The following is a 14,838-nucleotide window of genomic DNA, read 5'->3' as shown; positions in this document are numbered from 1 at the left end:
CTCGCGGGCGAGGCCATCGCCCGCTCACCGGTCCCCGTCACTCGTTGGTTGCGGGCTTTGCGCTAGAGGTCTTCTGGCCGCTCTTCTTTGTGGCGGTGTTCTTCTTCGCGGTGCCCTTCTTTGCCGGGGCCTTCTTCGCGGTGCTCTTTTTCGCCGTGCTCTTCTTGGCCGGGGCCTTCGCGGCGGCCGAGGTCTTCTTTGTCAGTGTTTTCGCACCGCTCCCCTTCGCCGGGTCCGCTTTCTTGGCGGCTCCCTTGCTGGCGCCCGACTTCTTGGCCGGGGTCTTGCGGGCAGACGCCGCGTTGCCGGGGGGTTGCCGATCCGCCGACGCGGGGATGATGAGCGTGTCGTCGAGGGCGGGTTGTTCCTCCGGGGCTTGCTGGCCGTCGAGGGCGGGCATGGTCCGGGTGGTGTCGAGCGCGGGGAGGACCTCGGTGGAGTCGGCGGCGCGCTCATCCTTGGGGGTAGCCGCATCCGGTTCCTCCGAGGACGCGGCGTCGGCGTCGGACGCACTCTCGGCCTCGGCGAGGGCGCTGCTGGCCTCCTCTCGCGCCCCGGCCTGCGCCTCCCCAGGGGAGGCGGCGCCGACGGGGCGAGCCTCCTCGTGCGGCTCCTCAGCGGGGGAGGCCTCGGCCCGCAGGGCCTCGGCGACGTGCTCACCGGGGGCCGGGGAGGGGAAGAAGTCCATGATGGACACGCGCTGCGGCGTGATCCTCGGCGTGGGGCGCGTTTCGGCGTCCAGGCGCGCCTCCTCGGCGACTGCGTACCAGCCGGGGTGAACGTCGGGCTGGTCGGCGTCCTCGGCCTCGTCTCGTGACGCGGCCATCTCGGCGGGCGTGGGGGCGGGCGGAGGGACGAGGGCGGGGCTGAGCGCCTGCACCGTGTCCGTCATGACGGGGCGGCCGGTGCGCTCGGGCGGGGGCACCTGGACGGGGTGCTTGACGGAGGTTTCGCGCGCGGGAATCGGCGTGGTCTCCTGCTGGTCCGGCGAGGTCGGCGCCTGGGGCGAGGCATCGACCGTCTCCTCGCCACTCTCGTCCGCAGGTCCGGCCTGGTGGGGCGCGCCGTCCCTCTCGGAGGCCCTTGTCGAGGACTCGTCGACGCCATCCTCCGGCTCGGCGGGAGAGGCGTCCCGCGTCGCGGGGACGGATTCGGGCGCGGACGGCTGTGCTCGGAGGGCCTCCGCGGCGGAGCCGGTCTCGTCGCCGACCGTCTCTTCTGCGCCGATCGCCGCCTCGGGATCGCTTTCGTCTGCGGGCGCGGCCTGATCGGTCACGGCGTCGTTCGCGGGAGCCAGAGCGGTGTTCTCGTTGTCCTCGCGTTCGCATGGCTCCCCGCTCGCGGCCGCGGCGTCGGCATCGACGGGTTCGACGCCGACCGCAGCGAGCGCGGTCGTCACCTCTGGATCGAGGGCGGCGCGGCCGCCTCTACCCTCTCGACGGTCGCGGGCCCGGCGGGAATCGGCCTCACGCTCGGCGTATGCCTCCTCGCCGGGGCCTTCCAGGGCGGCGGCGCGTTCGTCGGCGTCCGCTGACCCCGAGAAGAAGCGCTCACCCCGGCCGACGGCAGGCGCGGGCCGGGTCTGGGCGGCCTGCTGGGCGGGCCTGGCAGCAGCCTCAATGATCTTGCGCAGCGCGGACTTGGAGAGGACCTGTGTTTCATCCGGCGAGTGGCCGCCTTCGGCGAGGGCACGCTGGCGGTCGGCCATGGCGCGCCGGCGGGCTCGCTTCGCTTTGCGGCGAGCGGCAACCATGCGTGCGGCGTGGGCGGCATCGTGGAGGACTCCTGCCTGCGGGTCGTTCTCCGCAGCACCGGGTGCCGCGGACGCCGCCCCGCCGGTGGCGGATTCGGCCGTTGCGCGCCCGTCTCCTCGCGAGGGGGCACCAGTGGTGGGCGCGGTCTCGTTCGCGCCGGAGATTCCGGCGAGCTCGGAGGCCAGACGCGCGATGCGTTCGCGACTGTTGTCGTATTCGACGGTGACCGTCTTGCGGGGTTCGATGCGTTGCGCGGGGCGCGCCCACGGCTCTTCGGTGACGATCCACGCGATGAGCTGTTCGCGCAGGTAGGCGCGCAAGTCCGACAGGGCGCCCGAGTGCTTGGCCGAGACGAGGACCCGCACCGTGACCGTGTACTCGTCGGAGTCGGTGATCTGGACGCCCCAGGTGCGCCCGTCCCACAGGTCGGTGGCGTCCAGGAGGTTCTCGACCTTGGCGCGGATCAGGCTCATCGGGGCGGTCCAGTCAAGCTTGAGTTCGACCGTCCCCAGCTGGGCGGCGGCGCGGCGCGTCCAGTTCTCGAAGGGCGTGGTGGTGAAGTAGCGGCACGGAACGATGAGGCGTCGCTCGTCCCAGATGCGCACCACGACGTAGGACAGGGTGATCTCCTCGACGGAGCCGGTTTCCTGCTTGTCGCCGGCGACGACGACATCGCCGACACGGATCGCATCGGTGAAGGCCAACTGGAGGCCGGCGAAGACGTTGCCGAGGGTCTGCTGTGCCGCGAGGCCAACGATGACGGAAAGGAGGCCAGCCGACGCGAGGAGGGTGGTCATCGCTTGGCGGGCCGCCTCGAAGGTGCCGATGATGGCCACGATGCCGACGCCGACGATGATGGATTGGGTCAGCCTGCGAAAGACCTGCGCCTGCGTTTCGAAGCGGCGCGAACGCCCCTTGTCGGCCGACTGGCGAGCCTTTGCGGCGTCCTCGAACACCCAGGCGGCCGCGTACGCCATCCAGGTCAGGAAGGCCAGACCGACGACGAGGAGGATGTGCATAAGAAAGGTGGTGACCGAGGTGCCCTCCCAGTCGGAGAGGCCGGGGTTGACCAGGGCGATCCCCTCGCCCACCCAGGCTCCCCAGGCGGCGAAGGTGAAGTAGGCGGGCTGGTGTATCCGTCTCAAGATCGACGAGGCGGTGGCCGACTTGGCGAGTGCCTTACGCCCCAGGGCGGATAGGACGACCGAAACGACGACGCCGACGATGGCGCCGAGAATCGGGCCGAGGATGAGGAGCGTGATGTCGATGGTGGTCACGACCGCTACCTCGGCCCCGGACTGTGGGCTTGCGACCACCTGCGTGAGCGAGGAGGAGGCTTGCACAAAGGGGCCAAGTGCTGATGTCATAGTCATACGGTTAAGCGTAGGTCCGCTACCTGGTTAAATCCTGGACGTTCCGCGAGAACCCAACCTTATCAGGTAATGTGTCAGGCGTCACGCCTCCCCGTTTTGACGTGAGGGGCCGGTTCTGCCTAAGCTAACTCCCGTCTTCGGACGCCAGTTCGACGGCCAGACAGGCCCCCATCGTCTAGCGGCCTAGGACACCGCCCTTTCACGGCGGCGACACGGGTTCGAATCCCGTTGGGGGTACCAGCCGGTCGCGCACGTGAACGGCATAACTCAATAGGTCTTACCTGTTGTAAGGCCCCGTAGCGCAGTTGGTTAGCGCGCCGCCCTGTCACGGCGGAGGTCGCGGGTTCAAGTCCCGTCGGGGTCGCCGACCAGACCGTTTCGGTTCAGGTCTTGGCTCTGTAGCTCAGTTGGTAGAGCGTTCGACTGAAAATCGAAAGGTCACCGGATCGACGCCGGTCGGAGCCACCAGTTAGCCCCGAAGCTCACGCTTCGGGGCTTTTTGTTACGCCGGGATCGAGGCCGCCGGCACGTCGCCACCCCCACCACGTCAGACCGATTCACCACTCCTCGTCGACGTCGGTACCACCACAATCGTTGCGGATTATAGGACGCTGCACCCGTTGGGGGACGTTGCACCCGATCAGAAGGGGTGTTATGCATACCGATCGGGTGTAGTGCCGGTGTGAACGAGGCTCACCGCGGGCGCGCGCCGAAAGTCGCGCGCAAAGCGAGGAGCTGCCGCTCACGCGACGACCACCCCGAGCAAAGGTGCTCGACGGTAGCCGGCAACAGTTCGGGACTCGTCTTGATCGCCCCCGTGGCGGAGTCGCCGTCGGCGGCGTCCAGCCCGAAGCTGACGTCGCGGATCGTAGCCGTCCATTCGGCGAAGCACAGCTCGCAGGTCCCCGAGTTCACCTCCCGCCGAAACACGCTCCCAACCTTGATGATCCGAGGGTGGATGGCTACCCAGGCTTTACTGGTCATCACCTGTCACACTCCTTGTTGTTCGATCAGTAAGCCGAGCAACTTAGACACACATGACCAGGCAGCGCAAGCGGGCATCGCCCACAGCAACGGGAGACGAGCGTCCTCTCCTAGACGAGAGGGCCGGATCATCCGCCTACACCACACTCCGGGAGACAAGAAGCCACTATTGTGTTGACACTCACATCTTCACCCAAATTGCAATTCCCTATCGCAAATGCAGATCATTCAAACTGGCTACACCTAACACCCCTAAAAGAAGATAAGCAATATGCCGCCTTGCATGTACTGCGCATCAACACGCACACGTATCCAATTGTCCGGGAATCAATCACCACCCCCCTTTGATATACTGCAAAGTTTCCAGGCGAACGCCGTGAGTAGCTGGGAATCAATCACCACCCCCCTTTGATATACTGTGCGGCGACGCATCTCGCGAAACTCTCGGCTGGGAATCAATCACCACTCCCCTTTGATATACTGAGTCGGCGTGGGGAATCCTCACCACCGGGCTGGGAATCAATCACCACTCCCCTTTGATATACTGGCGCGGGTGAGGTGACCCAGCTGGTCCAGCTGGGAATCAATCACCACTCCCCTTTGATATACTGTCGGGCACGCAAGCGTTGCGACGACGCAGCTGGGAATCAATCACCACTCCCCTTTGATATACTGAACCCGTCGACGCCACCATCAAGGCCGGGCTGGGAATCAATCACCACTCCCCTTTGATATACTGGTGCCGTCCTCGCCGACGCCGATGGGGGGCTGGGAATCAATCACCACTCCCCTTTGATATACTGCCGACGGCGTGATCCCTCTCGAGGTTGCGCTGGGAATCAATCACCACTCCCCTTTGATATACTGGCCTGCGTGACCTGCAGTTTGCGGGTCGGCTGGGAATCAATCACCACTCCCCTTTGATATACTGGCGCCACCGACCCGGGCGCTACAGTCCGGCTGGGAATCAATCACCACTCCCCTTTGATATACTGGCTATCCGAGCAAGGATGTTGACATAGAGCTGGGAATCAATCACCACTCCCCTTTGATATACTGGCAAAGGCCCTCGCATGACCACCTCGCCGCTGGGAATCAATCACCACTCCCCTTTGATATACTGACCGCACCACGCGCCGCGCCGTCATCCAGCTGGGAATCAATCACCACTCCCCTTTGATATACTGCCAATGACTGACATACTCACACCCATCGGCTGGGAATCAATCACCACTCCCCTTTGATATACTGCGGGTGACGCCTGGCCCCCGGCCTATGTGCTGGGAATCAATCACCACTCCCCTTTGATATACTGCCGTCAACACCGTCGTCGGGTGGCTCCAGCTGGGAATCAATCACCACTCCCCTTTGATATACTGAGACGTGAGCCGCCTCACGCTGGAGTCCGCTGGGAATCAATCACCACTCCCCTTTGATATACTGATGTCGGCCGTATCCCGGTCCTGACGCTGCTGGGAATCAATCACCACTCCCCTTTGATATACTGTCACCGACAAGAACGAGGGCATCCGCCTGCTGGGAATCAATCACCACTCCCCTTTGATATACTGCTTCAGAGGAGTGGGTGGATAAGGAATGGCTGGGAATCAATCACCACTCCCCTTTGATATACTGAGATCCCCTGGTTTTCCTTGAAATACAGCGGAAAACCAGGGGATCTTCGTTAGAAAATCATGAGCTGTTCGGGGCTTCCAGCTTCCTTCCGAGGCTTCGCGTTCTCAAAACGGAGCCCCGTTGCCCACTGACGATCCGTCAACGCCAACATCCGAACCTGGCCACCCTCCGGCAGGTGAGTCTTAATCGCCCGCAACGTCGCATGATCCTGGCCACCAGTCGGCCAATACTTCACATACACGCTGAACTGGACCATCGAGAAGCCCCAATCCAACAGATCATGCCGGAACCGTGTCGCCTCACGACGCTGCTTCTTCGTCTCCACCGGTAGGTCGAACATAACCAGACACCACATTGGATCGTCCGCCATCTCAATCCTCCACAGCCACGGACGACGGCCCCTGCCACGCCAACACGCACAAACGGTCGATGTCACCCTCCACGTATCGCCCAAAAGACTGAGCAAGCGCTTCAGCAACGGCAGGGATTCCGTGTCCATCCCCATCAAACCGTTGCGACGCTGCCGCTACTAGAAGCTGCTTCACTGAACGATCCGAAGGCGACGCCGTGGGAGGAAGCTGCAAAGCAACCTCATCGATCGCGGGCCTAAACGGCTCGATCAGGTCATCAGCAAGCGCAAATGCGTTGCCCCGGCCACGGTGGAAAACTCCGAGCGCAGGAGCAAGACCAGCCGCCAAAACGGCCCTCATCAAATGTCCACGCAACACCGAGTACCCGTAGTCCAGACACGCATTCGCGCCAATCAACTGCCCCGCCGCAGGTTGACGTCCCACTCCCTTACCGAGAGTACGCGACCAGTACAGACGAGCCGCCTGCGCCTCAATGTTTCCCGGATCCCCAGACCGCACCTGATCCGCAAGCGCGAGCAGTTCACCACTACCGCGAATCTTGATGTTCTCGAGAACCGAGGCTTGCCCCTCGATTTTCGCCCTAATGAGACGCGCCCACGCGTTCTTCTTTCGCGGAAGAGTGACCTCCGCCTGGGCACGGTGACGGGCTGCCACTCGCCCGTGATCAGACCACGAGTAGCAGCCCCCCTCCGGAATACCTCTCCAGTCACAGAAGAGAACCGCGACATCAGCCTCGGCCAGACGATGCAGAACAGCGGCGCTCAGGTTCACCTTCATGCCAACCAGGACAACCGCGAGCTCAGCGACGGGAATAGTCGTTGGCAATCCCTCCTGAGCGCACACCTCAACCCCACCACGCGTCGAACGTAGTGTACCTTCGAAACCACACAGGTCGATCACACGCCACTGCGAGTTCATGTCACTACCTCAAGTTCAGACTGATAGGAAGGCCAGACTTTGGCGATGTGCGAACCTCACCGAGAGCGTTGCGTCGGATAACACGAATCAAACCCGACTGACACAAAGCATTGATTTCAACGACCCAGCCCGTCTTCTTCATGATCTTCTCAACACACTCGGCAACTACGAGGTCGCTTTCATGCCCGCCTACACGCGATGTTTTCAGCAAAGGTTCATTCGAAAGTAATCGGGGTTTTAGCGTGATCTTTGATGGGGTATCTAATGCCGAAACTCTCCAGCTTGATACAGGACCACACTCCTTGAGAAACTTTCCGATGGACTGCTTGGGAAACTTTGTAGGATCGATCTGAATCTCGTCTCCCAGGACAAGCCAGCCTATCTGTTTGGCACTACCATTTCCCATAGCCTCCTTGAGTTTTGCATCTGCGGTCCTCATACTTATGCTCGATGGTTTCAACTCGACCTCAAATAGATCGTCGCAGTCAATTCCGCAGAGATCAATAGCACAGACACGCAGCAACGCATACTTCACTTTCTCCTTCGGCCCTATGATCCGGTACAGGCGAGCATGATGGAACTCCAGACCGACGTATCCTCCTTGAACAGCGAGAGCAGGTGAATCGGTCGGAAAGTAATCGATCGGGAAATCAGCCGAGATTCGCTTGCCACGGAGCTTCAGGCCCCTGTTTAGATCTGCTGGCAAACCTAGTTGGCTATCAAACCCCGGTGCACGTACAAGAGCAGTCCATAGTCCTGGATCAGTTACTCGGTTGATCACGTCGGCTGGAAGCGCATCACCAAGAACATAGCGTTGAGGGCGCGGACGCTTCGATCCCCTTCTCGCTTTCTTCAAGCTTTCTGGCTGATCGGCATGCAGCTTTCCCGAGTTTCGGAGTCGAAGGTTCTCAGTGACCGGGATCTTGTCGGCATCGATAAGTTCGTTCAATCGATCACATGCATACTCGACGTCACCAATCCAAGATTCCCAACGGTCCTGCATCCTCTCTTCCGAGCCGAGGAAGTTCTTCCACGACTCGAAAGCACGTGTCAACTGCTGCGCCTCCCGACGATCTTCACGAACCGCAATGGTCCGAGCAATTGCCGGAGTCATCAGTGCAATCACGAGCGCATCCATTGCATGATTACGCCGATCGAATCTATTCTTGTGATGGCCGTCATCGCCCTTCAGGCGAATCAGACGAACCCGCTTATCAACATGAGCAGCTCGCCTCGCACATGCAGTCAGGCGCCCGCTGTAGGCATTTACTTGCACCGCAGCACAACCTTCGGGACGATCAGAATTAAAGTAACCTTCGATACGCTTCTTTAGCTCGATGGCCATCCAAGCAACTGACTCCATTGAGCGTCCGTCAAACTCTTCATATGGCATTTCAGTCTTGAGTCGACTAATCACCTCACTCTTCCTCTTGCCCATCGCTTTTTCTGTCAAGCCCAGGCGATCTTTACTCCAGCTTCTCACTCGCTTGATAGCGTTTTCTAGACTCACTCCGCTCGGACAGTCGCCCCGTTTCACCCATTGTCCAAATGCGAGCCCACCTTTAGCACTATTACATGAGTGACATACCGCGGCCAGGTTAGTTCTCCGGCTATCCGACGACGCATCGACGCGCGGAATAATATGATCAACCTCAAACGTCTGGAAGTTTATCTCGTTCCCACAATAGAGACACGCACAATCCTGCAGGTCAAGAATTTCGTATCGAACCTGATCACTTCGCCTAAAAGGTCCACTGATGCCCAATCGCTTGTACATCTCTTTTTGTCGGATTTCACGACGGGCTTCAAACCTTTCCCATCGTTCTCGCTCTTCCTCCAGAAGAGACGCAGACTTCAGGCCTTCACGAGTATGCTCAATATTCACCGTTTGGGGCACTCCCCAACGTTTGCTGGCAAACTTCAGCCAACGCGCCACTTGCTTCAGCACGCGATCAACACTTGGATTTCCCACTGGAGCTTCAATCGGCGCAGGGGTAGGCACCCAGCCTGGATCTACTCCGTACAGACGAGTGATGGCCTGAGACAAGTCGTCACCCGTCTCAAGGATGGCAGCAGTGACCTCCCGGAGAGTTTTCAACGAGTATGCCACCCTGCCCGACGGCAGCTTTTTCGCAAGCAACTCCAACTTGAGCATATCTTCGGCCGTGGCGCTGGATATGAGCTCGTTGACTTCTTCATCCTCAACATCATCCGGTTCTGAGCCACAACCATTAGAGATCGCGTCGATCATATGTCCACGTGACTCGTCATTCGCACAGTCCCACCAGTCGGCCAACCAATCGACTTCCGCGCTCATTACTCTCACCGTTGTGTCATCGACTGGTGGATAAGTGAGCCCACCACCAGTCTCCAATGAGGCACGCGAGGAACCGCGTAGCCTATGACGCGGCACCTCTAGCTTGCGTGCGACATCGTCCCACGTAGGTGATTCAGACTCAGTATGATTGAGGAGATATCGCGCTACCCTATTGAGTTCTTCGCTCGTTAGTGAGCGCTCGCCAGCTGACTGCTCCCTAATGCGCATGTTTGCAAGCGTTGCAACCACTTTGAACTTCTGAAATGCGGGATGTGCTCGTTCGGCACGCGGCTGTTTGGCCGCGGGATCAAGCGCGAGCTGCAGCTCATCTAAACCGACTCGTTCACGCTGGCGTGCTGCACTGGGAGCAGGTTCTTTCGAATGAAAGATCGAGAGTACCAGCTTTTCGAAAGTCGTTTCTGACACTCGTTGTGTGCGACATATTTGACGGAGTTCAGCAACAAGGTCAGACTGCATGTACTTCCCCTCAAGTACACCATGCACTTTTGTCGCTTTTCCTCCCTTACGCACGAAGCCACGAATAGTGACGTCTCCATCGTGTTCCAACAGCGTCGCAACAAGCTCACCTTGGGTCACCTCTTCTGAAAATTGAAGCCCTGTTCGGTCCTCAACGCGTTCTTTCAGACCTTGCATGCGATCACTGGGTGCCTGTTCCAACAGGAGGGTGTCTACTTTGCTAAACGAGTTACGCCACCCACGATGTCGAGCAATGTGAGCCATCGCGACCGACAGACACTGTCGACGCTCGGTCTCGTCCTCAATGTACTCACTGACAAGCCGCTTCCTAATATGCCAAGGCGCGTGCGAATCCAGCAATTCGTTCGACGAGACTCCCCACCCAAGTTCCTCTAGCAGAACATCAAGCTTCTTCAGACGTTGTTTCTCAGCTCGCCCCCTACGACGCGCCCGTGCTGCGACACCCGAGCGCTTACGCAGACTCTCTGTCTCACCTGGACCACCAGTTCCTGCATCATGAACGTGAACAACGGAGTTCAGTATTCGAATCGGATGGTCTTCATCGTCAACCTCGACAGCACAGAAGCCGATGGACCTCAGGCCGACGTCAATGCCGACACGGTAGCGGATAGCTTTGTCATTTGCTGCGTAAGTCATACACCCATGGTGGCACAACGCACACGAATCCGCGTGCGTTTCAAAAAATCCGGGTTCCTCGCTTGGAGGAACCCGGATTACTGCGATGCAGTGGAGCATTCGGAGCCGCTAACGAGTCGGCTCTTACTGAGAATCAATCGCTTACAGCATAGCACCGCACGACACGAGACGCAAGCCACTTCGTGCGGCACTTGTCCGCCCGTCCACCCCACCCCCTCCCGCGCGCCATTACGGCACAATCGACACGATGCTGAAAGAATGGGGTCATGTCGAATGACTCGCGTGAGAACCTGCACGGTATCAAAGACCAGGAGCCGGCCGACCTGACGTTTGCCGCTGGGCCCGCTGACGCCCAGCCCGCCTCCGCCGCGGGGGCGGGTGCCTCCGAGGAGGTCAAGGCCTCGCCCGCCGAGGGCGCCCTCGCCCCGTTCCCGTCCCGCGCGCCCGCGGCCGAGCCTCGCCCGTGGTATCGCTCCCGCCGCTCGTTTGCCGCGAAGGGGCGCGGCGGACGCGTCCAGGTCGCGGGCCTGGGCGTGACCTACACGGACCACGAGTCGGGCGCGCTCCTCCTGGCGGGCATCGATCTGGGGTTCCGCGCGCGCACGCTGAGCGCCATCCTGGATCCGACGGGCCGACGCGCCCGGGCCCTCTTCCTCATCCTGGCGGGGCTCGAGGAGCCGCAGGCCGGTCGCATCGTCGCCGCCCCGTCCCGTTCCCTTTCGGCGCGCCTGGCCGGCCGCATCGGTTCGGTCGCGCTGATCCGAGCCGACTCGCCCCTGGACGAGTCCCTGACGATCCGCCAGAACATCCTGGCCCCCCTCTCAGCGACCGGCTCCGTGGCCGACTGGGACAACCTCGTGGGCGCCCTCCAGATCACCGACCTGGCCCAGCGCGTCGACCTGCGCCCCTCCCAGCTTTCGCCGTGGGAGCACATCAAGGCGCTCATCGCGCGCGCGATCGTCTCCGGGGCCGAGGTCTTCCTCGTCGAAGACCCCACGTCCCTGCCCGAGGCCGACCGCCCCGGCTTCGACCGCCTACTGCGCGGCCTCGCCTCGGCGGGGTGCGCCGTCGTCCTGTCCACGCCAGACCCTCAGGTCGCGGCCGCCGCCGACCGCGCGATCCTCCTCACGAACGGCCACGTCGCCCTCGACGCGCCCGGTCCCTCTATCGAGCTGATCTCCACCTCCCTGGAGGCCAACCCCGAGGACCCGCAGGTCCTCCGCGCCCTCACCGCCGCCTCCTCCGCCGACGAGGCCAAGCACGCCCGGGCCCAGAGCGCCTCCCCCTCCCGCACCGACGCCGAGGCACCTCTACGGGGCTTCGACCCCGAGGCCGCCGAGGACGTTCCCGTCGCGGACACCGAGGCAACCGGAACGGTGGGCGTCGACGAGCCGCGCACCGAAACAGCGATGCGCGGCATTCCCATTGTCGAGGCGGAGGACCCGACCCTGGCCGAACCCGAGGTGTCCGAGCTGGTGGTTCGCGCCCGCAAGATCCTCTCCGACCTGCCCGGTTCCATCGCGCCCAGGGAGTAGCGCACAGGTCACTGCGAGCAACCATCCTTCATGAGACACTAGGCGTATCAGGCGAGGCAGCGCCTCGTGACGTCCGCATGCGCAGGAGCCCCCATGACACAGCCCACCCCCCAGCCCGGGCAGTACCCCCCGCCCTCTGACCCCGCTCCCGGCGGCGCCGCGGCTAAGCCCAGCATCGGCACCCTCTTCGCGTCCGTCACCAGCCAGATCTCCGGCATCGTGCGCGACGAGATCGAGCTCAACAAGACGAAGCTTCGTTCCTTCGCGTCCAAGAGCGGCAAGGGGGCGGCCCTGCTGGTCAGCGCCGCAGTCTTCGCCCTCTTCCTGCTGGGCTGGGCGCTGCACACTGCCGAGATCCTCCTGGCCCTGGTGCTGCCCGCCTGGGCCTCCTCCCTCATCATCGTCGCCATCCTCCTCGTGATCGTCCTGGTGCTCGCACTCTTGGGCAAGCGCTCCCTCGAGAACGCACAGGAGCACCGGCCGGACCCTGCCGCGTCCGTCGCCGCGACCAAGGAAGCCATCGAGAAGGGACTGGGGAAGTGAGCACCAACCTCGACCCGCGCAACGTCAGTGTCGGCGCCGCCACCTCTCAGCAGGCGGCCGAGCCGCGCTCCGAGGCGCAGATCGCCGCGGACCTTGAGCGTCAGCGCGCCGAACTGGCCTCCACGATCGACCAGCTCTACGCCCGCGTCCAGCCCGCCGCCCTCGCACAGGAGGTCAAGGAAAGCGCAACCACCCGCTTCGCCCGCTTCAAGGAGAGCGCTGCCCTCACGCTGCAGGACGCGGCCGGAGGTAACACGGAGGCGCTCCGGCGCGTGGGCATCGCCGCCCTGTCCACCATCGGAGCGATCGGCGTCATCGCGTGGCTCGTCACCCGCCCCGCCAGGCGCTCCCGCCGCCAGGCACGTCGCTCCGCGCGCGAAGCGGCAACTCTCGCGCTCTCACTCCTCGCGTCGGCCGAGGACCCACGGGAGAGCTGACGACCGGGCGACCCGCCCGCCGAGGCGACCCGACGTAAGGGCGCTCACAGACGGGACGCCTCCGGGCGCGTTTCCGCGGCTTGACGGGCCTCCCATCGGCTGTCCTCGCTCCGCTGTGCGCGCAAAATCCGATCCAAGGTGGGGTCAAGGCCCGTCATTAGCTATGATGGTCCCACGAAACACTTTGAACACCCAGGGAACCGCTTGATGCGGACCCGAACGACGCGGAGGGGGTCGACGCCATGGGGCGCGGCCGTCAAAAGGCTAAGCAGATGAAAGTCGCTCGGAAGCTGAAGTACTTCAGCCCCGACACCGACCTACACGCACTTCAGCGAGAGCTGGCGGACGAGGACTCGTACGCGGCAAACGCCGCGGCTGACGAGCCCGAAGAGGACGATGCAATCGACGACGACCTCTACTCCAAGTACGCCGACTTCGCGAACATCCCGGCAGAGGACGACGACATCGACCCGAAGCAGCTCGATGAGTCCTTCTGGACGGGCGGATCCTCCACCAAGTAACGGCTGAAGCACACCGGCGGGCCCGCACCGGTCCGCCGCTTCGGCGTGCCCGCCTCGCCCCGGGAGCACCCTGGGCCGAAGGGCCGAGACCGCGCCTCCAAGGCCTCGCCCCTTCGCCCTCAGCCCACGCGGTATGAGCCGTGCAGCAGCACCGCCCCCGCCTTCACGCCCTTCGTGCCCGAGATGAGGCGCGCGTCCTCAGCTCCACCGCCCCCGCCACAAGCGACGATCTCCCCGTCGGGCATCCGGGAGGCGACGCACCCCAGGATCCACGCGTCAACCCCGGCCTCGTTGATGGCACCCACGACCTCGCTGGCGACCGCCGCCGACACCACCGCGACCATGCCGACACCGAGGTTGAGGGAGTCCTCCATTCCCACCCAGGCGACGTCACCCCCGCGACGCACCCAATCGAAGACGGGGGGCACGATCCAGGAGGAGCGATCGACGGTCGCGACCGCACTGACCGGGAGCACGCGAGACAGGTTCGCGCCGAGCCCACCGCCCGTCACGTGGGAGTAGGCGTGAATGCCCTCGACACCGAAACGCTCGACCAGCTCCAGGCACAGGCGCGTGTACAGGCGCGTCGGCTCCAGGAGCTCCTCGCCGAGGGTGCGGCCGAACTCGTCGACGTGCCCCTCCAGCGGCGCTCCCGTGCGGGCCAGGACCGAGCGAACCAGGGAGTAGCCGTTCGAGTGCAGTCCCGAGGAAGCCATCGCGATGACGACGTCGTCCTCGCTCACCCGCTCGGGCCCCAGCAGGGCGGAGGCGTCAACGACGCCCGTCGCCGCGCCCGCGATGTCGTAGTCGTCGGCCTCCATGACGCCGGGGTGCTCGGCGGTCTCGCCGCCGACGAGCGGAGTGCCCGTGGCCTCGCACGCCCGAGCGATGCCGGTCACGATCGAGGCGATGCGCTCGGGGACCACGTGACCGCACGCGATGTAGTCCGTCATGAGCAGCGGGCGCGCTCCGATCACGACGATGTCGTCGACCACCATGCCGACCAGGTCCTGGCCGATCGTGTCGTGCACGTCCATCGCCCGCGCAATCGCGATCTTGGTGCCCACGCCATCCGTTGAGGTTGCCAGGAGGGGCCGCTTCATGCCCAGCAGGGCGGAGGCGTCGATCATTCCAGCAAAGCCACCGGTCGCCCCCAGGACGGTCGGGTCGTGGGTGGCGGCCACCGCGCTCTTCATGAGTTCGACGGCGCGGTCACCGGCGGCGGTGTCCACTCCGGCGGACGCGTAGTCAAGGGGGGTGTCGTTCATGGGTGCTGCCTTTCGAAGGTGGGCGCCGGACGAGGCCGTGTCGGTGTT

At 63.1% G+C, this 14,838-nt stretch carries 10 protein-coding genes, 3 tRNA genes and 1 CRISPR repeat array; of the genes, 7 read left to right on the top strand and 6 right to left on the bottom strand.

The features are described 5' to 3' along the window. Nucleotides 1-37: 37 nt before the first annotated feature. Complete coding sequence (locus HMPREF9006_RS07770; protein WP_009213048.1) at nucleotides 38-3,127, bottom strand: mechanosensitive ion channel domain-containing protein; 3,090 nt, start codon at nucleotides 3,125-3,127, stop codon at nucleotides 38-40. Nucleotides 3,128-3,291: 164 nt separating this feature from the next. On the opposite strand from HMPREF9006_RS07770, the gene HMPREF9006_RS07765 reads away from it, so the two are divergent. From HMPREF9006_RS07765 to HMPREF9006_RS07755, 3 genes are all read left to right on the top strand, one after another. Further along, nucleotides 3,292-3,367: transfer RNA gene (locus tag HMPREF9006_RS07765), tRNA-Glu, on the top strand. Nucleotides 3,368-3,417: 50 nt separating this feature from the next. Next, nucleotides 3,418-3,491 (top strand) — tRNA-Asp (locus HMPREF9006_RS07760). A gap of 28 nt (nucleotides 3,492-3,519) precedes the next feature. Then, nucleotides 3,520-3,595 (top strand) — tRNA-Phe (locus tag HMPREF9006_RS07755). Between the two features lie 225 nt (nucleotides 3,596-3,820). Here the strand turns inward: HMPREF9006_RS07755 and HMPREF9006_RS07750 are convergent. From HMPREF9006_RS07750 to cas9, 4 genes are all read right to left on the bottom strand, one after another. Next, the gene (locus tag HMPREF9006_RS07750; protein WP_009213047.1) at nucleotides 3,821-4,111 is read right to left on the bottom strand and encodes a hypothetical protein; all 291 of its coding nucleotides are present in this window, start codon (nucleotides 4,109-4,111) and stop codon (nucleotides 3,821-3,823) included. A 319-nt stretch (nucleotides 4,112-4,430) separates the two neighbouring features. Then, nucleotides 4,431-5,746: a CRISPR direct-repeat array (repeat unit 36 nt; unit sequence GCTGGGAATCAATCACCACTCCCCTTTGATATACTG). 49 nt (nucleotides 5,747-5,795) lie between these two features. Next, on the bottom strand, nucleotides 5,796-6,116 hold the full coding sequence (gene cas2 / locus HMPREF9006_RS07745) for a CRISPR-associated endonuclease Cas2 (RefSeq protein ID WP_009213046.1): 321 nt from the start codon (nucleotides 6,114-6,116) through the stop codon (nucleotides 5,796-5,798). 1 nt (nucleotide 6,117) lies between these two features. Further along, complete coding sequence (gene cas1 / locus HMPREF9006_RS07740; protein ID WP_009213045.1) at nucleotides 6,118-7,035, bottom strand: type II CRISPR-associated endonuclease Cas1; 918 nt, start codon at nucleotides 7,033-7,035, stop codon at nucleotides 6,118-6,120. Nucleotides 7,036-7,039: 4 nt separating this feature from the next. Continuing rightward, on the bottom strand, nucleotides 7,040-10,486 hold the full coding sequence (gene cas9 / locus HMPREF9006_RS10440; RefSeq protein ID WP_198002552.1) for a type II CRISPR RNA-guided endonuclease Cas9: 3,447 nt from the start codon (nucleotides 10,484-10,486) through the stop codon (nucleotides 7,040-7,042). Between the two features lie 266 nt (nucleotides 10,487-10,752). Here cas9 and HMPREF9006_RS07725 point away from each other — a divergent pair, with 266 nt between their 5' ends. The 4 genes from HMPREF9006_RS07725 to HMPREF9006_RS07710 all read left to right on the top strand — a co-directional run bounded on the left by HMPREF9006_RS07725 (nucleotide 10,753) and on the right by HMPREF9006_RS07710 (nucleotide 13,522). Beyond that, the gene (locus HMPREF9006_RS07725) at nucleotides 10,753-12,021 is read left to right on the top strand and encodes an ATP-binding cassette domain-containing protein (RefSeq protein ID WP_009213043.1); all 1,269 of its coding nucleotides are present in this window, start codon (nucleotides 10,753-10,755) and stop codon (nucleotides 12,019-12,021) included. A gap of 93 nt (nucleotides 12,022-12,114) precedes the next feature. After that, a complete protein-coding gene (locus HMPREF9006_RS07720; RefSeq protein ID WP_009213042.1) occupies nucleotides 12,115-12,564 on the top strand; it encodes a phage holin family protein in 450 nt (149 codons plus the stop codon). After that, the gene (locus HMPREF9006_RS07715) at nucleotides 12,561-13,001 is read left to right on the top strand and encodes a DUF3618 domain-containing protein (protein ID WP_009213041.1); all 441 of its coding nucleotides are present in this window, start codon (nucleotides 12,561-12,563) and stop codon (nucleotides 12,999-13,001) included. Before HMPREF9006_RS07720 ends, HMPREF9006_RS07715 begins: the two co-directional genes overlap by 4 nt. A 242-nt stretch (nucleotides 13,002-13,243) precedes the next feature. Further along, complete coding sequence (locus HMPREF9006_RS07710) at nucleotides 13,244-13,522, top strand: DUF3073 domain-containing protein (protein ID WP_009213040.1); 279 nt, start codon at nucleotides 13,244-13,246, stop codon at nucleotides 13,520-13,522. A gap of 119 nt (nucleotides 13,523-13,641) precedes the next feature. Here HMPREF9006_RS07710 and purM read toward each other — a convergent pair whose 3' ends face one another. Then, a complete protein-coding gene (gene purM / locus HMPREF9006_RS07705; RefSeq protein ID WP_009213039.1) occupies nucleotides 13,642-14,790 on the bottom strand; it encodes a phosphoribosylformylglycinamidine cyclo-ligase in 1,149 nt (382 codons plus the stop codon). Nucleotides 14,791-14,838 lie beyond the last annotated feature (48 nt).

This window comes from Actinomyces sp. oral taxon 180 str. F0310 (assembly GCF_000185285.1).
In the GTDB taxonomy this organism is placed as follows: Bacteria; Actinomycetota; Actinomycetes; order Actinomycetales; family Actinomycetaceae; genus Pauljensenia.
Note: the sequence above shows the minus strand (reverse complement) of the source record. Positions and strands in the feature narration are given on the sequence as shown.

Coding starts and splice junctions, on each gene's coding strand:
- HMPREF9006_RS07770 (WP_009213048.1), bottom strand. CDS start 3,127: ATGACTATGACATCAGCACTTGGCCCCTTTGTGCAAGCCTCCTCCTCG.
- HMPREF9006_RS07750 (WP_009213047.1), bottom strand. CDS start 4,111: ATGACCAGTAAAGCCTGGGTAGCCATCCACCCTCGGATCATCAAGGTT.
- cas2 (WP_009213046.1), bottom strand. CDS start 6,116: ATGGCGGACGATCCAATGTGGTGTCTGGTTATGTTCGACCTACCGGTG.
- cas1 (WP_009213045.1), bottom strand. CDS start 7,035: ATGAACTCGCAGTGGCGTGTGATCGACCTGTGTGGTTTCGAAGGTACA.
- cas9 (WP_198002552.1), bottom strand. CDS start 10,486: ATGACTTACGCAGCAAATGACAAAGCTATCCGCTACCGTGTCGGCATT.
- HMPREF9006_RS07725 (WP_009213043.1), top strand. CDS start 10,753: ATGTCGAATGACTCGCGTGAGAACCTGCACGGTATCAAAGACCAGGAG.
- HMPREF9006_RS07720 (WP_009213042.1), top strand. CDS start 12,115: ATGACACAGCCCACCCCCCAGCCCGGGCAGTACCCCCCGCCCTCTGAC.
- HMPREF9006_RS07710 (WP_009213040.1), top strand. CDS start 13,244: ATGGGGCGCGGCCGTCAAAAGGCTAAGCAGATGAAAGTCGCTCGGAAG.
- purM (WP_009213039.1), bottom strand. CDS start 14,790: ATGAACGACACCCCCCTTGACTACGCGTCCGCCGGAGTGGACACCGCC.